The 17,063-nt window shown below is 68.8% G+C and carries 16 protein-coding genes and 1 pseudogene; 10 read left to right on the forward strand and 7 right to left on the reverse strand.

Features of this window, described 5'->3' with window-relative positions:
- Positions 1–3: 3 nt before the first annotated feature.
- Positions 4–1,296 carry a hemolysin family protein gene (locus F0357_RS05235; protein WP_153479402.1) on the reverse strand — a complete coding sequence of 431 codons (1,293 nt, stop codon included), beginning with the start codon at positions 1,294–1,296 and terminating at the stop codon, positions 4–6.
- A gap of 176 nt (positions 1,297–1,472) precedes the next feature.
- Positions 1,473–2,186 carry an exopolysaccharide biosynthesis protein gene (locus F0357_RS05240; protein WP_153479403.1) on the reverse strand — a complete coding sequence of 238 codons (714 nt, stop codon included), beginning with the start codon at positions 2,184–2,186 and terminating at the stop codon, positions 1,473–1,475.
- 471 nt (positions 2,187–2,657) lie between these two features.
- Between F0357_RS05240 and F0357_RS05245 the strand changes: the two genes are divergently transcribed.
- From F0357_RS05245 to treY, 3 genes are all read left to right on the forward strand, one after another.
- Complete coding sequence (locus F0357_RS05245) at positions 2,658–3,527, forward strand: L,D-transpeptidase (protein ID WP_312861457.1); 870 nt, start codon at positions 2,658–2,660, stop codon at positions 3,525–3,527.
- 160 nt (positions 3,528–3,687) lie between these two features.
- Entirely contained in the window at positions 3,688–5,493 is a 1,806-nt protein-coding gene (gene treZ / locus F0357_RS05250) for a malto-oligosyltrehalose trehalohydrolase (RefSeq protein WP_153479404.1), read from the forward strand.
- Positions 5,490–8,258 carry a malto-oligosyltrehalose synthase gene (treY, locus tag F0357_RS05255; RefSeq protein WP_153479405.1) on the forward strand — a complete coding sequence of 923 codons (2,769 nt, stop codon included), beginning with the start codon at positions 5,490–5,492 and terminating at the stop codon, positions 8,256–8,258. Before treZ ends, treY begins: the two co-directional genes overlap by 4 nt.
- A gap of 281 nt (positions 8,259–8,539) precedes the next feature.
- Here treY and F0357_RS05260 read toward each other — a convergent pair whose 3' ends face one another.
- From F0357_RS05260 to F0357_RS05270, 3 genes are all read right to left on the reverse strand, one after another.
- Positions 8,540–8,980 carry a hypothetical protein gene (locus F0357_RS05260; RefSeq protein ID WP_153479406.1) on the reverse strand — a complete coding sequence of 147 codons (441 nt, stop codon included), beginning with the start codon at positions 8,978–8,980 and terminating at the stop codon, positions 8,540–8,542.
- A gap of 93 nt (positions 8,981–9,073) precedes the next feature.
- The gene (locus F0357_RS05265) at positions 9,074–9,496 is read right to left on the reverse strand and encodes a cupin domain-containing protein (protein ID WP_153479407.1); all 423 of its coding nucleotides are present in this window, start codon (positions 9,494–9,496) and stop codon (positions 9,074–9,076) included.
- A 355-nt stretch (positions 9,497–9,851) separates the two neighbouring features.
- Positions 9,852–10,787 carry a hypothetical protein gene (locus F0357_RS05270; RefSeq protein ID WP_153479408.1) on the reverse strand — a complete coding sequence of 312 codons (936 nt, stop codon included), beginning with the start codon at positions 10,785–10,787 and terminating at the stop codon, positions 9,852–9,854.
- 217 nt (positions 10,788–11,004) lie between these two features.
- Here F0357_RS05270 and pabB point away from each other — a divergent pair, with 217 nt between their 5' ends.
- From pabB to F0357_RS05305, 7 genes and pseudogenes are all read left to right on the forward strand, one after another.
- Positions 11,005–12,417, forward strand: a complete 1,413-nt coding sequence (gene pabB, locus F0357_RS05275; RefSeq protein WP_312861458.1) for an aminodeoxychorismate synthase component I — start codon at positions 11,005–11,007, stop codon at positions 12,415–12,417.
- The gene (locus F0357_RS05280; RefSeq protein WP_153479410.1) at positions 12,414–12,998 is read left to right on the forward strand and encodes an anthranilate synthase component II; all 585 of its coding nucleotides are present in this window, start codon (positions 12,414–12,416) and stop codon (positions 12,996–12,998) included. Before pabB ends, F0357_RS05280 begins: the two co-directional genes overlap by 4 nt.
- A 34-nt stretch (positions 12,999–13,032) precedes the next feature.
- Positions 13,033–13,260, forward strand: a pseudogene (locus F0357_RS25430) (aminotransferase class IV); the annotation flags it as partial.
- A complete protein-coding gene (locus tag F0357_RS24900; protein WP_376767822.1) occupies positions 13,164–13,886 on the forward strand; it encodes an aminotransferase class IV in 723 nt (240 codons plus the stop codon). The pseudogene F0357_RS25430 and the gene F0357_RS24900, both read left to right, overlap by 97 nt.
- A 53-nt stretch (positions 13,887–13,939) precedes the next feature.
- Positions 13,940–14,242: a BrnT family toxin gene (locus F0357_RS05295; RefSeq protein ID WP_153479413.1), complete on the forward strand. Its 303-nt coding sequence runs from the start codon at positions 13,940–13,942 to the stop codon at positions 14,240–14,242.
- Positions 14,226–14,498, forward strand: coding sequence for a BrnA antitoxin family protein (locus F0357_RS05300; RefSeq protein ID WP_153479414.1), 273 nt, complete (start codon positions 14,226–14,228; stop codon positions 14,496–14,498). Before F0357_RS05295 ends, F0357_RS05300 begins: the two co-directional genes overlap by 17 nt.
- A 111-nt stretch (positions 14,499–14,609) precedes the next feature.
- A complete protein-coding gene (locus tag F0357_RS05305; protein WP_153479415.1) occupies positions 14,610–15,797 on the forward strand; it encodes a pyridoxal phosphate-dependent aminotransferase in 1,188 nt (395 codons plus the stop codon).
- 45 nt (positions 15,798–15,842) lie between these two features.
- Here F0357_RS05305 and F0357_RS05310 read toward each other — a convergent pair whose 3' ends face one another.
- Together F0357_RS05310 and F0357_RS05315 are read right to left on the reverse strand one after the other, a co-directional pair.
- Positions 15,843–16,250 carry a response regulator gene (locus tag F0357_RS05310; RefSeq protein WP_153479416.1) on the reverse strand — a complete coding sequence of 136 codons (408 nt, stop codon included), beginning with the start codon at positions 16,248–16,250 and terminating at the stop codon, positions 15,843–15,845.
- A gap of 210 nt (positions 16,251–16,460) precedes the next feature.
- Positions 16,461–17,036 carry a flavin reductase family protein gene (locus F0357_RS05315; protein ID WP_153479417.1) on the reverse strand — a complete coding sequence of 192 codons (576 nt, stop codon included), beginning with the start codon at positions 17,034–17,036 and terminating at the stop codon, positions 16,461–16,463.
- Positions 17,037–17,063 lie beyond the last annotated feature (27 nt).

Genomic DNA, 17,063 nt, shown 5'->3' on the forward strand with positions numbered 1-17,063 from the left:
GCCTCAGGTTTCGTCGTCGCGCCGGGTGACCAGCACCTTGTCGATGCGCCGCCCGTCGAGATCGACGACCTCGAAGCGCCAGGATTTCCAGACGAACCACTCGCCCGCTTCAGGAATGTGGCGGACCTGATCGAGGACGAAGCCGGCGAGCGTCGAGAAATCCGCATCGGTGCGCATGTTGCGCGCGCCGAGCAGACGCTCCACGTCGTCCACGCTCATGCGTCCGTCGAGCAGCCAGGAGCCGTCCTCACGCTGCACCGCGTCCGGGTCCTCCTCGGCCTCCTCGGGCATGTCGCCGGCGATGGCGATCAGGATGTCGGAGGGCGTCACGATGCCTTCGAACGTGCCGTGTTCGTCCACCACGATGGCCAAGTGGACGTTCGCGGTGCGGAAGCTGTCCATCAATTTCAGGATCGGCGTGCGGTCGCCGATGAACAGCGGCTCGCGCACCGCCGCCCTGAGATCGACGTCGCCGCGCAGGCGCATCTGCTGGAGGAGATCCTTGGCGTGGACGATGCCGATCACCTCGTCGATGTCACCGGTCGAGACCGGGAAGCGCGAGTGCCCGCTCGTCAGCACTTCGTCGAGGATGGCGCTCGGCGGGTCGTCGGGATCGAGCCAGATCACGTCGGGCCGCGCCACCATGATCGAGCGCACGGTGCGGTCGGAGACGCGCAGCACACCCTCGATCATCTCCCGCTCGGCCGGATGGAACACGCCCGCCTCCGTGCCCTCCGCGATGAGCGACTTCACCTCCTCTTCCGTCACCCGGGATTCACCCTCGGAGTTCGCTCCGAGGAGCGCGAGGAGCGCTTCCGTCGTCTTGCGCAGCAGCCAGACGATCGGCTTGCCGATCTTGGCGAGCACGGTCATCGGCCCGGCGACGAAACAGGCGAAGCGTTCGGGGTTCGTCAGCGCGAGGCGCTTCGGCACCAGTTCGCCGCCGATCAGCGACACGTACGCAAGCACGGCGACGACGACGCCCGAGGCGATCGGACCGGCATAGGGGCCGATCACCGGGATCGGGCTCAGCAGCTCTTCCATGGGGCCGGCGAACGCGGCCTCGCCATAGGCGCCCGACAGGATAGCGACGAGGGTGATGCCGATCTGCACCGAGGAGAGGAACCCGGTCGGATCGTCCACCAGGGCGATGGCCGCCTTGGCGCCCCGGGTGCCGTCGAGCGCCATCTGCGCCAGCCGCCCGCGCCGGGACGAGACCACTGCGAGTTCCGACAGCGCGAAGAACGCGTTGATGGCGATCAGGGCGATCAGAATGAGGAAATCGATCCACAACATGGCGTCACGACCTCCCTATGGTCGCCGCCAGAGCCGAGCCCGTTCGCCGAACGGGCCGCTGGCGCTCCCCGGTTCGTCGATCCTTGGACGCCGGCTCGGCCTCCTCGACCGGCGCAGGGGCGTCGGCGGGGGGCGTCAAACCGGCACGATCGGTGCGCGGGGGCATCGTCATATCCTCACAGGTTCAAGGCGTAGCGGATGAAGAGAACGGCGGCCATCCCGATCGCATAGACGACGCCCGACACCACCACGAGCGAGATCGCCGTGACGACGAGGCCGAGCAGCGCAAACACGCCGTCGCGTTCCAGGATCGCCAGCGCATAAAGCGCGATCGCGAGGCCGGGCAGCGCGTTGCCGAGCGGGATCGGCAGAAAGATCAGGGCGGAGAGCAGGAGGCACAGCCCGCCGATGATGCGCTCGGCGGCGCCGGCCGCAAAAATCTCGAAGCGAGGCTGGAGAAAGCGTTCGGCACGGAGGATCCACGGTCGCACCCGCGCGCACAGCTTGGCGAGTTCCGGGTTGGCGATGGGTCGGCGCGCGATCACCTTCGGCAGCCAGAGGGAGTCGCGCCCGATCATGACCTGAACGGCGGCGACCATCATCGGCGCGCCGAGGATCGTCGAGATGCCCGGAATGCCGAGCGCGATCACGTTGAGCATGCCGCAGATGAAGAGGAGCGCGGCGAAGGCGCGGTCGCCGAGCCGCTCGACGAAGGCGCCGAGCGTCGTCGAGCCGCCCGCGGCTTCCGCTTCGGCGGCAATGTCGGCGATGAGATCGGAGAGCCGGTGACCGCCGTGGCCCGTTGCGGACGCGCGCGCGGGCCCCTGCGGCGGATGGCGGTCGATCTCGTGCGGCGGCGGGCCGTCCTGGGACATCGGCGTCTGGCTCACCGGATCGCCGTTCGAGGCGCACGGCCGCCCGCACGCAAGACGGGTCCGACCGGACCGGATACGCGAAACGCGAGCGCGACAATCAAAGGCGCAAGAAACGTCGACGGGGGAGTGGAGAGGAGAACGCTCACCCAAAAAGCCGTTGCCGTGAATGATGGATAACAGTCTAGCGGATCGCTCGGTCCTTTGTCACGGCGCCTCTCGCCACGCCCCCGCGAGATGGGATGTGGCGCTCGCCGCGGCTCGCCCTGTGGCGCTGGGGCCACGGGCTGCAAGGAACCTTGCCGGCGACGGGCCGATCACGACCTTGCGAGCGGCTTCGATCTTGCGCGATTCACGCGTTTGCACGACGTGAACTGTCAAGTTTGAAGACACGGAACCCTCCTGCCGTTCAGATGACTCGCCCGGGTGCCGGCCAGGCTCGACCCGCCGTCACCCGACCATACCGTTCCCTCGCCCGTTGGAGTGAAGATGGGGACCAAGTTCTTTGCGCGCGCTCTGCCGCTGCCGCGCCGTTCCGATCAGTCCGAGCCGCTCGCGCTCGCCATGAGCCGCCGCGCTTTCCTCGCTGGTGTTCCGCTGGCGCTCGCCGCCTGCACCACCACCGGCGGTGGCTTCGGCCCGCCGCACTTCGCCTGGCAGGACGAAACGCCGCAGCAGCTCTACGGGCCGCTGAAGGACACCATCGTCGTCGACAAGGAAGAGAAGGACGTCACCATCCCGGCCGTGGACCTGAAGCGCATCGCGCCTCAGTTCTACCGCGCGGTGGTCGATTACCCCACCAAGGAGCCGGCCGGCACGATCGTCGTCGATCCGGGCGCCCGCTACCTCTATCTGGTGCTCGGCGGCAACCAGGCGATCCGCTACGGCGTCGGCGTCGGCCGCGAGGGCTTCCTCTGGCACGGCACCGCCGTGATCCGCATGAAGCGCAAGTGGCCGACCTGGACCCCGCCGTCCGAGATGATCGACCGCGAACCCCAGCTCGCCAAGTACCGCGACGGCAAGCCGGGTGGCCTCGACAACCCGCTCGGCGCCCGCGCGCTCTACCTGTTCGAGGGCGACCAGGACACCTATTACCGCATCCACGGCACCAACATGCCCTGGACCGTCGGTCACGCGGTGTCCTCGGGCTGCATCCGCATGATCAACCAAGACGCGGTCGATCTGTTCTCGCGGGTGAAGATCGGCACCAAGGTCGTCGTGCTCGACACCGCTCATGCCTCCGAGAAGGCGGCGGCGAAGGCCGCGACCTCGAAGAAGGCCAAGGCCGCAAAGCCTGCGAAGCCCGCCAAGGCGACGAGCGCTTCGCTCGCCGACCCGGCCGACGAGACCAACGGCTGAGCCTCCACCCCCACGGCACCGCTTCGAGCGCCCGCCTTCCCCGGAAGGCGGGCGTTTTTCTTTGGGCGTGCGCCGCAGATTGCGTCCCCTGAGCGGAACCCGCTCCCCGCGCCTTCGTTGTTGCACCATTCCCAACCCTGGTGCTGCTGCGGAGCCGACGATGAACGACCACGCGCGACTCACCCCGAGCCCCGCGGGCACGTTCCGCCAACCCTTGTCGTTCGGCGCCGAACTGCAGGCGGACGGAACCACCCTCTTCCGCCTCTGGGCCCCGAGCCGCGAGGTGATCTCCGTCGAGATCGCCGGCGGCGCGCCGGTCGCGATGCTGCCGACGGGCGACGGCTGGTTCGAGGCCCGCGTGCCGTGCGGCGCGGGCACGCGCTACCGCTACCGGATCTCGCCCGAGCTCGCGGTGCCGGATCCCGCCGCGCGCGCCCAGTCCGGCGGCGTCCACGGCGACAGCGTCGTCGTCGATCCGACCGCCTATCGCTGGCGCCTGCCCGCGTGGAAAGGCCGCCCCTGGCGCGAGACGGTGCTCTATGAGCTCCATGCCGGCCTCTTCGGCGGCTATCGGGGCGTCGCCGAACGGCTGCCGCAACTCGCCGACATCGGCATCACCGCCGTCGAACTGATGCCGATCGCCGAATTTCCCGGCGACCGGAACTGGGGCTACGACGGCGTGCTGCCCTATGCGCCGCAATCGAGCTACGGCACGCCCGACGATCTCAAAGCGCTCGTGGACCGCGCCCACGAGCTCGGGCTGATGATCTTCCTCGACGTCGTCTACAATCACTTCGGGCCGGACGGTAATTATATCTCGACCTACGCGGAGCCGTTCTTCAACATCGATGTGATGACCCCGTGGGGACCGTCGATCAACTTCGCTGAGCGGCCGGTCCGCGATTATTTCATCGACAACGCACTCTATTGGATCAACGAGTACCGCTTCGACGGGCTGCGCTTCGACGCCGTCCATGCGATCCCCGACCGCGGTTTCCTCGAAGAGCTCGCCGACCGGGTGCGCGCCGGCGTCGAGCCCGACCGCCACGTCCATCTGGTGCTCGAGAACGACGACAACGTGGCCGGCCTCCTGACCGGGCGCTTCGACGCCCAGTGGAACGACGACGGCCACCACGTCCTCCACACCCTGCTGACCGGCGAGACCGAGGGCTATTATGCGGACTATGCCGAAGAGCCGGCCAAGGCGCTGGCCCGGGTTCTGACCCAGGGCTTCGTCTATCAGGGCCAGGCCTCCGCGCACCGCGGCGGCCTGCCTCGTGGCGAGCCGAGCGACCACCTGCCGCCGACCGCCTTCGTGCTGTTCCTCCAGAACCACGACCAGATCGGCAACCGCGCCTTCGGCGAGCCCCTCACCGCGCTCGCCCGGGAAGACGCGCTCGACGCTGCGCAGACGCTGCATCTCCTCGCCCCGCAGATTCCGCTCCTCTTCATGGGCGAGGAGGTGCGTTCCAAAGCGCCGTTCCTGTTCTTCACGAGCCACGGCGAGGAGCTTGCCGCGCTGGTGCGCGAGGGGCGCCGCAAGGAGTTCGCAAGCTTCGCCGCCTTCGCGAGCGAGGAAGGCCGCTCCCGCATTCCCGACCCGAACGCCGTCGAGACCTTCGAGGCCTCCCGTCCGGCGCTGGCGCGCGAGACCCCCGAGGCTTGGCGGGGCCGCGCCGAACTCGTGGCGAAGCTCGCCGGGCTCAGGGCGGCGGAGATCGCGCCCCGCCTCGAGGGCGCCCGGGCGCTCGGCGCGGACGTGCTCTCGGAGGCGGCGGTGTGCGCCCGCTGGCGGCTCGGCGACGGCACAGTGCTGACGATCGCCACGAATCTCGGACCCGACCGCATCGCTTTCGATCCACCGGCCGGCGCGAGGCTGCTCGCCGCCAGCCGCGACGGAGCCGCCGATGCCAGCGGTCTCGACGGCAGGACCACGCTCGTCTGGCTCGGAGGTGACGCCGCATGATCCCGTTCCGCGCCACGGCCCGCCTGCAATTCCATGCCGGCTTCACCCTCGACGACGCCCTGCCCCTCGTCGATTATTATGCCGATCTCGGCATCAGCCACCTTTATGCCTCGCCGCTCACCACGGCGACGGCCGGCTCGACCCACGGCTACGACGTGATCGATCACGGCCGGATCAATCCGGAGCTCGGCGGCAAACCCGCCCTCGAGCGCCTCGTCGCGGCGCTGCGCGCCCGCAACATGGGCCTCCTCCTCGACATCGTGCCGAACCATATGGGCCTGCCCGGCAATACCTGGTGGGAGGACGTGCTCACCAACGGGCGGGACAGCCGCTACGCGACGTTCTTCGACATCGATTGGGAGGCCGCCGACCCGGCGACGCGGGGCAAAGTTCTCCTGCCCGTGCTCGGCCGCCCCTATGGCGAGATCCTCGAAAACGGTGAACTCGCGCTCGAGTGGGACCAAGCGGCGGGCTTCCGCGTCCGTTATCACGACCGCACCTTTCCGATCGCGCCCCGCGACCAGGAAGCCCTCGTCGCGGGCGGGTCGGGGCCGGACGCGGTGGCGGTCGCCGCCGTCGAGCGGATCGACGTCGTCTCTCCGGCGGGCGACGACATCGTCGTCGAAAGCGCGCTCGTCCAGAGCACCCTCGTCGAGCGCCCGGCCGGCCGCAGCCCCGACGAGATCATCGCCCTCCATGCCCCCGACACCGCGGAGGGCCGCCGCCGTCTCGATGCGCTGATCGCGCGGCAGAACTGGCGCCTCGCCTGGTGGCGCATCGCACGCGACGCGATCAATTGGCGGCGCTTCTTCGAGATCGACGGCCTCGTCGGCGTCCGCGTCGAACGGGAGGAGGTGTTCGAGGCGGTCCACGCGCTCACCTTCGACCTCTATGCCCGCGGCCTGATCGACGGCGTGCGGATCGATCACGTGGACGGCCTCGCCGATCCCCGCGGCTATTGCCGGCGGCTGCGTCAGCGCCTCGCCCTTCTCTCTGACAAGCGCCCGGCCGAGCTCGGCAAGGGGCCAGCAATCATCCTCGTCGAGAAGATCCTCGCCGCCGACGAATCCCTCGACGAAGGCTGGCTGGTCGACGGCACCACCGGGTACGACTTCCTCGACCGCGTCTCGGGCCTCCTGGTCGATCCCGCGGGCGAGGCGCCGCTGACCGCGCTTTGGGCCGAGATGCGCGGCGCCACCGTGTCGTTCGAGGACGAGGTCCTGACGGCGCGGCGCGAGGTGTTGACCACGAGCTTCGTCTCCGAATGGGAGGCAACGGCTCGCGCCATCACCGCCGTCGCCGCGCTCGATCCGATGACCCGCGACCATACGCTGCCGGCGATCCGCCGCGCGCTCGGCGAGATCGTCGTCCACTTCCCCGTTTATCGGACCTATGCGGGGGCCGCCGGCTTCGGACCCGACGATGCGGCTGTGCTCGCGCGGGCCCTCGCCGGGGCGAAGATCGGGCTCGGCCCCGCCGACGTGGAGGTCGCCGAGCGCATTGCCGACATCCTCGGCCGACAGGCGCCGCAGGACTTCCCGCCGGCCGAGCGGGAGCTACGCGAGCGCGCCATCACCCGCTTCCAGCAGCTCACCTCGCCGATCGCGGCGAAATCGGTCGAGGACACCGCCTTCTACCGCTACGGCCGATTGCTCGCCCGCAACGATGTCGGCGCCGATCCCGGCCGCTTCTCGCTCGACCTCGCGGCGTTCCACGCGCTCGGCGCGGATCGGGCGCAGCACTACCCCGACGCTCTCCTCGCCACCGCGACCCACGATCACAAGCGCGGCGAAGATGCCCGCGCCCGCCTTGCCGTGTTGAGCGAGGTGCCGGAGGCCTTTGCCACGGCGCTCGCCCGCTGGCGCAACATCAACGCCGACCTGCGCCGTGACACGAAAGCCGGCCCCGCGCCCGACAGCGTCGACGAGGCTATGCTCTACCAGACGCTGATCGGCCTCTGGCCGACCGGCCTCGCGCCGGCCGACCGCCACGCGATCGAAGCCCTGCGCGCGCGGGTCGAAGCCTGGCAGCTCAAGGCGTTGCGCGAGGCGAAGCGGCACACCTCGTGGACCGACCCGAACGTGGACTATGAAGGCGGCGCAGGGGATTTCCTCGCCCGCATCCTCGCGCGGGCCGACTTCGTCACCGAGCTCGCCGACTTCGTCGCCAGGATCGCTCCCGCCGGCGCGCTCAACAGCCTGATCCAGACCGCGCTCAAGATGACGACGCCCGGCGTGCCCGATCTCTATCAGGGCACGGAGTTCTGGGATTTCAGCCTCGTCGATCCCGACAACCGACGTCCGGTCGATTTCGACGCCCGCCGCGACGCGCTCGCGGCCGGCGCGACCCCGACCGAGCTCCTTGCGGCGTGGCGCGACGGCCGGGTGAAGCAGGCGATGATCGCCGCGCTCGCCGGCGCCCGCACCGCCAACCCCGCTTTGTGGGCGCGCGGCGCCTACGAGCCGCTGATGATCGAGGGGGCCCAGGCCGGCCGCGCCCTCGCCTTCGCGCGGCGGCTCGGCCGGGAAGAGGCTGTCGTCGTGATGCCCCTGCGCGCCGCCCGTCTCCTCGCCGGGGACCTGCCGCAGGTGACCGCGGAATCCTGGGGCGACACCGCGCTCGTGCTGCCGGCGACCGCCGGCGAAGCACCGCTGACCGATGTCCTGAGCGGGCAGGTCCTCCCCGCCGCAGGCCGCATCCCCCTCGCCTCGCTGCTGAAGGATTTTCCGATCGCAGTGCTCACGACGCCTGCAGAGGGGACGTAAGAGGCACCGCCGATGCAACTTTTATTGCTTTAACGGACCTCTCCGCCCTTCCCTTCTCCCCGCAAGCGGGGAGAAGGTGGGCCGACAGGCCCGGATGAGGGGCCTTTGTCACGCGCCCAGACATGCAATAATTCGATTTTATATCAATAAGAAAGCCCCTCATCCGCCCCTTCGGGGCACCTTCTCCCCGAGGGGGAGAAGGGAGGGGCGGCGCGGCCGAGCGATGACCCGCAGCACAATTACCGCGCGAGGCAAGCACGCCGCGGACGGCAGACCGACGCCTACTTCTGCCGCAGCAACTGCCCGCACGCCACGGCACGGTCCGTCGGCGTGACGTGGGTGTAGCAATAGTCCAACGTATCGGCGTCCACGATCGTTCCGGAGAAGGTTCCATCTTCGTCCGCCATGACGAAGTGCTTTTCGTCCACGGACAGGACCCCGATTAATTTCTCGGTGACTTTCGCCGAAGCATGATGCCCCCAGAACGTCCGCCCCTCCTGACCTTCGAACCGGAACACGAATTTCGAAGCGTCACGGTGGAGCGTCGCATCGCCCGGGACAGGCGTGGTTCCGCTCGCCTGGTGCTTGCTCGGTCCATCGATGAGATGGGCGCCGTTGGCCGGAATCCAAGTCCCTTTCAAATCCGGGACATCCTCCGCCAGAGCGCCGTTACATCCCATAATAAGCGTCAGTGCAGCGCCGATCGCGCAACCCGTCTTCATCGCGATACCCCCTTGAGAAACCTGCAATAACGGGTGGCGCTCCCGGCCGGATGGTTCCGGCGGGAGCGTCCACCTGCGCCCGGCGATGATCGCTCAGCCTTCCCGATTGGGCGTGCCGATGACGTGTGTGTTCGGCGGCAGCATCACCTCGTCGAAGGTCTGGGTGAACATCGCCGCGGCGAAGAAGGCGACGGCGTGCAGCACTTCGGTTCCGGTGTTGACGATGTCGTGGCGGACATTCGCCGGCAGCGCGAAGACGCTGCCCGGACCGATCGCCTGGGTGCCGTCCTCCATCAGAAGTTCGCCGGTGCCGGAGAGAATGTACTGCGTCTCTTCGGTGGCGTCGGTGTGCCAGCCGAGCCGGTCACCCGGGTTGATCTCGTAGACGATGGTCGAAGACTGCACCGCGCCATGACCGCCGCAGGTGGCAAATGCGCCGACCCAATTGACCGACTTGTCCTTCGCACCCTGAACGTGGAGGCGCGGAATGTCCTGCGAGACGACGATAGGTACCATCTAATTTCCCTCATTGAGGTTGCGCACCGTCATCCCGGCGCGGGTTCGATGACGAACGGCATTCGGCGGACGGAGCAATCGGACGCAGGGATGCGCGCGCACGCCGGCGCGCCGATCGCGGTCAAACGGAAATCATCGACGGAGCTGTGGGCGACACGCGCAGCGGATAGACCTGCCGCGCCGGTCATTCCTCTCAAGACGAGCCGCGCGCGGTCACGCGCGACACGAGCTGTCCCCGGTGTTTGATCCATGGTGCAGGTGATGACCGGACCATGATGAGCGAGACGCAGCCGAGAGACCAGCCGCTTTCGACCGAGCCGGCGGGAACTTTTCGCCGACAACTTAGAATGGAAATCTACTCGGCGGGTTCGATGACCGGCCGCATCACGGCAGCAGGCTCGGAGACGGCAGCGGGGGCGAAGGGCGCGATCCCGTAGGCGAGGCGGTAGATCATGTCGTGTCCCGCCATCGTATCGGCGAGGTACCGGTCGAACCCCGCTCGGCACGCCCGCGTCAGCGCAACGCGCGGACCGTCGAGACGCACGAGGCCCTCGGCCTGCGCCTCCGAAAGCAACTTGCGCACATGGGTGCGCGACGTTCCGAAGCGCAGGCCCAAATCGGCGAACGACACCTCGATCGGTCCGCCCGCGTCGCCGCTACGTGCCTCCTCTCGGAACGCGAGATCGATCAGCTTCGTCAGGATCATGAAGCCGGCATGCCGCGGCAGGAAGAAAGCCGCCGTCTTGTTGGCGAGGATGAACCCGTTGGCGTGCCCCATGAAGGCGGCGCTGATCTTCCGCTCGATCTGCTGAAAGGCGGGGTCGTGGCGCATCGGCTCCGGATAGCCCGGCTCCGGCAGCATGACCTGCAGCGGCGTGAAATAGACCGCGAGGATCATCCGATCGTGGGCGAGCATCTTTTCGGACGGCGCGAGCAGAGCGGTCCGCTTGTCGCTCTCGGCCCGCGAGGCCACGACATAGCCGATGTCGGCGAGCCGCCGCACGATGTCGTGCACCCGGCGGGCGCTCGCGGTGCCGTGCCCCTCCATCTGGCGCTTGAGGTTCTGGACGGTCGGCCAGGTCGCGCGATTGTCGGGCCGGAAGCCGGCCTGCATCACGATGATGGCGAAGAAGATGAACGCGGTGCCGCCATCGATCAGCAGCCGATTCAGCGCCGGCTGGTTCTCGTGGGCCGCGAGCATGGCGCGCACATAGGCCGCCCGCGCCGCGTCGAATCGCGGATGGGAGAGAATGTCCTCCACGGACAGAGGGGGACGGACCTCGTCAGGCATGGCGGGCGATCCGAAAGCCGCTCGAAGCGGCAACGATGAGCCCCGATCGCTCGTCACACCACTCAATTCCAGGAGATCGCGGGTCCGAACGATCAACCAATCCGAGCGATCGACTGAGGGTGGAGCCGACGTGCGTCGCCTGCAGACAACGGCACGCCGACCCGTCCCGATTTGCTCGAAGCGCAAACCGCTCTATGACAACGCGAGGATGATCGTCGTGTCAGAGCGCCCCTTGTTGCAGAAAGCCGCCCTTCCCCTCGTCGCCGACCTCGGTCCGCTCGATGTCCTCGACGCGGCAGAGCGGCTGCGCGGTCTCGGCACGCCGGCTCTGCTCGACAGCGCAATGCGAGACCCGACGCTCGGCCGCTGGAGCTATCTCACGGCCGACCCGTTCGCCCTCGTCGAGATTCGCGACGGCATCCTCCACATCGACGGAGACGCGCGGCCCGGCGATGCCCTGGCGCAGTTGCGCGACATCCTGGCGCCGTTCCGCACCCCGCCCGACCCGGCGATGCCGCCGTTCCAAGGCGGGGCGATCGGCTTCTTCGGCTATGAGTTCGGCCGCGCGCTGGAGCGGCTGCCCGCTCCGCCGATCGGGGCCGGTAGCCTGCCCGACGCCGCGTTCGGCCTCTATGATTGGGTTATCGCCTGGGATCACGAGACGAGCCGGGCTGTCCTCGTCTCGACCGGCTTCCCCGAAACCGAGCCCGCCGCCCGGGCCGCCCGGGCCGCGGCCCGGCGGGATGCGGTGCTGACGCGGCTCGCCGCGCCGGCGCCGTCGGGGCCGGAGAGCGCCCCGCCCCTGGCCTGGAGCGCGGACGAAAGCCGTGCCTCCTACGAGGCCAAGGTGGCGAGGTCGATCGAATATGTGCTCGCCGGCGACATCTTCGAAACCAACATCGCCCAGCGTTTCTCGGCGCCCCTTCCCGCCGGCTTCTCGCCGTGGGCGCTCTATCGGCGCCTGCGCGCGGCCAACCCCGCGACCTTCGCGGCCTTCCTCGATTTCGGCCGCTTCGCCATCGCGTCGAGCTCGCCGGAACGCTTCGTGAAGCTCGAAGCGGACCGCGTCGAGGCGCGGCCGATCAAAGGCACCGCCCCGCGCTCGGCCGATCCCGAAACGGATCGCGCCCGCGCCGCCGCCCTCGAAGCCTCGGTCAAGGACCGGGCCGAGAACGTGATGATCGTCGACCTCCTGCGCAACGATCTCTCGCGCGTCTGCCGGCCCCATTCGGTCGAGGTGCCGGTGCTCTGCGGGCTGGAAAGCTACGCGACCGTGCACCATCTCGTCTCGGTCGTGACCGGCCGGCTCGAGAGCGGCCGTGACGGCCTCGATCTGATCCGCGCCGCCTTCCCCGGCGGCTCGATCACCGGGGCCCCCAAGGTGAGGGCGATGGAGATCATCACCGAGATGGAAGGCCGCGCCCGCGGCCCCTATTGCGGCTCGATCGGCTATCTCGGCTTCGACGGCGCGATGGACCTCAACATCGCGATCCGCACGGTGACGCTCGCCGACGGCGAGGCCGTTTATTGGGCCGGCGGGGCGATCACCGCGCTCTCCGATCCCGCCGACGAATACGAGGAAACCCTCGTCAAGGCGCGCCGGGTGCTCGACGCGACGGGGCGGCCATGATCCTTGTCGTCGACAATTACGATTCCTTCGTTTTCAACATCGCCCGCTACCTGACCGAGCTCGGCGCCGCGACCGAGGTGGTCCGCAACGACGCGATCGACGTCGCAGGCGTCGCCGCGCGGGCGCCGGAGGCGATCGTGCTGTCGCCCGGCCCGTGCACGCCGAACGAGGCGGGGGCGAGCCTCGACATCCTCGCCGCCTTCAACGGGCGCGTGCCGATCCTCGGCATCTGCCTCGGTCATCAGGCGATCGGCCAGGCCTTCGGCGGCCGGGTCGAGCGGGCCCAGCGGCCGCTGCACGGCCAGGCCTCGCCGATCCGCCACCGGGGCGAAGGGGTCTTCGCCGGGCTGCCGTCGCCGATGCAGGTCGGTCGCTACCATTCCCTCATCGTCGAGCTCGACGAGGAGAGCGGCCCGCTCGCGGTCACCGCGCGCTCGGAGGAAGGCGAGATCATGGGGCTCGCCCACCGGCACGCGCCGACCTACGGCGTGCAATTCCACCCCGAATCGATCGTGACGGAGCACGGCTACGCGCTCCTCGGCAATTTCCTGCGGCTAGCGGCCGTGAGCCGCGCGGCGTGACACGGGGCACGATAGCACGGGGGATGGGGCGCCGATGATCTGGCTCGACGGCACGCTGTACGAGGGCGCCACGGCCCCGTTCGATCTCGCCGACCGCGGCCTTCTCCTCGCCGACGGCCTGTTCGAGACGATCACGGTCTTCGGCGGGACGCCGTTCCGCCTCGGATATCATCTCGAACGGCTCGCCGCGGGGGCCCGCACCCTCGGCTTCGAGATCGACAGGGCGGCCGCCGAACATTCGGTCGCGGCTCTGGCAGCTCGGACCCAGGACGGCCGGGGCGTCGTCCGCGTGACGGTGACGCGTGGCAGCGGTCCGCGCGGCCTCGCGCCGCCGCCCTCCCCCGCCCGACGACCTTCGCCGCGCTCGCGCCGTGGACGCCCGCATTTGCCGCCACGCCGGTTCGGCTGGCGACGCTCACGACCCGCCGCAACGAGACCTCGCCGCTCTCGCGCCTGAAGCCACTGGCTTATCTCGACAGTGTGCTCGGCATGGCCGAGGCGCGGCGCGCCGGCGCCGACGACGGGCTCTTCCTCAACACCCGCGGCGCGGTGGCCTCCACCACGATGGCGAACATCTTTGCCGTGATCGACGGGGAGATCGCCACGCCCGCGATCGAAGACGGCGTGCTCGCCGGCACGATCCGCGCCCTCCTTCTCGACCGTGGCGCGATCGCCGGGCTCCCTGTCCGGGCGCGTACGATCGAGCCCGCGACGCTTCGCGGCGCGTCCGAGGTCTTCATGACCAACAGCGTCCGCCTGGTCTGCCCTGTCACGGCCCTAGACGGTACCCAGCTCGCCGCAGGACCGGTGGCCCGCGTCGCCCTCGCAGCGGTCGTCGCCTCCATTGCCACCGAGTGCGGCGATGCCCTGGACCGGCTGGGGGCGTAGGACGCGCAGGGCTACGGCATTGCGATTTCCGTATATGGTGACAATATACACCGATGTTCGATTGGACCCGAATTTCCGGCTTCGATTGGGATGAGGGAAACGCTCGGAAGAGCACGGACAAGCATGGCGTGAGCCAAGCCGAAGCCGAGCAGATCTTTTTCAACGAGCCCCTGCTTCTGGCGGCGGATGTAGCCCATTCGAACATGGAGCGCCGCATTCAGGCCCTGGGCAGGACCGATGCGGGCCTCATGCTGCAGGTCACGTTCACGCTGCGTGAGGATGCAACGAAGATCCGCGTGATTTCCGCGAGGCCCATGAGCCGAAGGGAGCGCAAAGAATATGGCGAAGCCGACTAAATCCGTACCGACCTTCACGTCCGAAGCTGAGGAGCGGGCTTTCTGGGAGAGCCACGATTCGGTCGACTATGTGGATTGGAGCAAAGCAGAAAGAGTCCGTCTGCCAAATTTGAAGCCATCGTCGACGTCGATTTCCCTTCGACTTCCGACAGCCCTCCTAGAGCGGATCAAGGTCGCTGCCAACAAGCGAGACGTGCCCTACCAGTCCCTCATCAAGACGTGGCTCGCCGAGAAGATCGACGCTGCCTCACGCTGAGGCGTCGGGACGCACCGGATTGTCGATCCGGCCTCGCCTTCTGTATGGTCCCGCGCCACGGACGGTCCCCCGGGCGGTTGCGCCGTTGCGCCAAACAGAAGGAAAAATCCCATGCACTATTCGTCGCGCGTCGAACGGATCGCGGGAGAAGGGGTTGCGGCGTGGGATATCCATCGCGCCGCCTGGGAGGCGAAGCGGGCGGGGCGCGACGTCATCATCCTGAGCGTCGGCGATCCCGATTTCGCCACGCCCGAACCGATCGTGGCCCGCGCCGTCGCGGCGCTCGAGGCCGGCGATACCCATTATACGGACGTTCCGGGCCGGCCCGAACTGCGCGCGGCGATTGCCGCCGAGCATGTCCGCCGCACCGGGCAGGCGGTCACCGCCGAGAACGTCATCGTCGTCGCCGGCGCGCAGAACGGCCTGTTCTCGGTTTCGCAATGTCTGTTCGAGCCGGGCGACGAGGTCGTCGTGCTGGAGCCGATGTACCTCACCTACGAGGCGACCATCGGGGCCGCGGGCGCCCGCATCGTCACCGCCGCGCAGCCGGCGTCGAACGGCCTCCGTCCCGATCCCGCCCTCATCGCGCGCGCAGTCACGCCGCGGACCCGCGCGATCATGTTCGCCAATCCGAGCAACCCGACCGGCGTCGCGATGACCCGGGAAGAGCTCGAGGCGATCGCGGCGATCGCCCAGGAGAGCAATCTCTGGGTTATCGTGGACGAGGTCTATTCGAGCCTCGTGTTCGAGCGCGAGCATATCTCGCTCGCCTCCCTGCCCGGCATGGGCGAGCGCACCATCACCATCGAGAGCCTGTCGAAGTCCCACGCCATGACCGGCTGGCGCATCGGCTGGGTCGTCGGCCCGAAGACCCTCATCGACCACATCGACAATCTCTCCCTCGCGATGCTCTACGGCCTGCCCGGCTTCATCCAGGAAGCCGCGATCGTCGCCGTGAAGGAGAGCCCGGCGATCACCGCCGCGATGCGCGACATCTACCGGCGGCGGCGCGATCTGGTGGCGTCGGCCCTCGCGGGGCTCGACGGCGTGCGCTGCCTGACGCCCGAGGCCGGCATGTTCTGCCTGCTCGACGTGCGCGGCACGGGCCTCAGCGCCCTCGATTATGCCTGGAGCCTGTTCCGCGAGACGGGGGTGAGCGTGCTCGATGCGGCGCCGTTCGGGCCGAGCGCGAGCGGCTTCGTGCGCGTCTCGTTCACCATCGACGAGGCGCAGCTCGCCGAGGCGTGCGACCGCATCGTCGGCTTCACGCAGCGCCTGATGCGGCGCAACGCGAGCTGAGCGGGGGTCTCCCGGCTCGCCCGGTTACGGTCAGACGATTCTTGATTAGACGGAGCCCGTGCCCGCCAGCGCGTGGGCGATGACGCGCGCCACGTCGGCCTGATCGAAGGGCTTCGGCAGCACCGGGCGGTCTCGCCACTGTTCTGGAAGACCGGCCGCGCCGTAGCCGGTGGCGAAGGCGAACGGCACGCCGCGCGCGGCCAACGCTTCGGCGACGGGGAAGACCGCTTCGCCGCGGATGTTGACGTCGAGCACGGCCGCATCCATCGCCGCGGTGGGATCGGTGGCGATGGCGAGCGCCTCGGCGAGGCGCGACGCGGGGCCGACGATGGTGCAGCCGAGGTCCGTCAAGATGTCTTCAAGGAGCATGAGGACCAGCGCCTCGTCTTCGACGAGGAAGATCCGGTGCCCGCCCAGGGTCGCCTCACCGACAGCGGACGGCTTCGTCAGCATCGGGTCGACCTATCGCCAAGAGATACGGCGCCGATCACCGGCTTCGCCGAGATAACACTGCTCACCATCAGAGCCCCCAACTGCGCGGCAGGACGCCGAGATTTCCGGCGGTAGTCCGTACACAAGCCTGTCCCGCGCCGCTTTGAGGCGCATCGGCTTAAACGGTCTCCGACAGCGTCGGTTCCCTTCGATGTGATGAAAATCTTCGGGTCACCCCGCCTCGCCCGCACGGGGGTCTGTCGGCGGATCGAGGATCATGTCGGCATAAGCCCCGTGCCAATAGACCAGGGCGTTACGCTGCTCGCTGAACCGCGCCGCTTTGACCCGGCCGATCAGGATCGCGTGGGAATGGCGCTCGATCGCCTCCTCGAGTTCGCAATCGAACGCCGCGAGCGCATCCTCGAGAACGCTGACGCCGGTCGTGAGCGATATCCACGAGCCGACGCCGTAGCGCTCGACGCCCTTGAAGCCGCCGCGTCCGGCGAACCGGTCGGCGATCGGGCGATGTTCCTGGCCGAGCACGTTGACGCCGAAATGGCCGTAGCGCTGGATCACCGGCCAAGCCGATCCGCTCCGGTTGACGCACACGATCAGGGTCGGCGGCTCGGCCGACAGCGAACTGACGGAGGTCGCGGTCAGGCCCGTCCGGTCGTCGCCGAGCCCGGCGGTGATGACGTTGACGCCGCCGGCGAGGTGACGCATCGCCTCGCGGAAGGTCTTCGGGTCCGTCTCGAGCGCATCGCGCACATCGACCGCGTCGAGGGACGGCCGTACCACAGCATTCATCGGGTCGCCTTCGGAGTGCCGATCGGG

Source organism: Segnochrobactrum spirostomi (assembly GCF_009600605.1).
GTDB classification, from domain to species: domain Bacteria; phylum Pseudomonadota; class Alphaproteobacteria; order Rhizobiales; family Segnochrobactraceae; genus Segnochrobactrum; species Segnochrobactrum spirostomi.

Excerpts from the sequence above, each read along its gene's own strand:
- F0357_RS05265 (WP_153479407.1), bottom strand. The coding sequence starts at position 9,496 with ATGGTACCTATCGTCGTCTCGCAGGACATTCCGCGCCTCCACGTTCAG.
- F0357_RS05305 (WP_153479415.1), top strand. The coding sequence starts at position 14,610 with ATGCACTATTCGTCGCGCGTCGAACGGATCGCGGGAGAAGGGGTTGCG.
- F0357_RS05300 (WP_153479414.1), top strand. The coding sequence starts at position 14,226 with ATGGCGAAGCCGACTAAATCCGTACCGACCTTCACGTCCGAAGCTGAG.
- F0357_RS05270 (WP_153479408.1), bottom strand. The coding sequence starts at position 10,787 with ATGCCTGACGAGGTCCGTCCCCCTCTGTCCGTGGAGGACATTCTCTCC.
- treZ (WP_153479404.1), top strand. The coding sequence starts at position 3,688 with ATGAACGACCACGCGCGACTCACCCCGAGCCCCGCGGGCACGTTCCGC.
- F0357_RS05235 (WP_153479402.1), bottom strand. The coding sequence starts at position 1,296 with ATGTTGTGGATCGATTTCCTCATTCTGATCGCCCTGATCGCCATCAAC.
- F0357_RS05295 (WP_153479413.1), top strand. The coding sequence starts at position 13,940 with ATGTTCGATTGGACCCGAATTTCCGGCTTCGATTGGGATGAGGGAAAC.
- F0357_RS05310 (WP_153479416.1), bottom strand. The coding sequence starts at position 16,250 with ATGCTGACGAAGCCGTCCGCTGTCGGTGAGGCGACCCTGGGCGGGCAC.
- F0357_RS05245 (WP_312861457.1), top strand. The coding sequence starts at position 2,658 with ATGGGGACCAAGTTCTTTGCGCGCGCTCTGCCGCTGCCGCGCCGTTCC.
- F0357_RS05280 (WP_153479410.1), top strand. The coding sequence starts at position 12,414 with ATGATCCTTGTCGTCGACAATTACGATTCCTTCGTTTTCAACATCGCC.
- F0357_RS05315 (WP_153479417.1), bottom strand. The coding sequence starts at position 17,036 with ATGAATGCTGTGGTACGGCCGTCCCTCGACGCGGTCGATGTGCGCGAT.
- F0357_RS05260 (WP_153479406.1), bottom strand. The coding sequence starts at position 8,980 with ATGAAGACGGGTTGCGCGATCGGCGCTGCACTGACGCTTATTATGGGA.
- treY (WP_153479405.1), top strand. The coding sequence starts at position 5,490 with ATGATCCCGTTCCGCGCCACGGCCCGCCTGCAATTCCATGCCGGCTTC.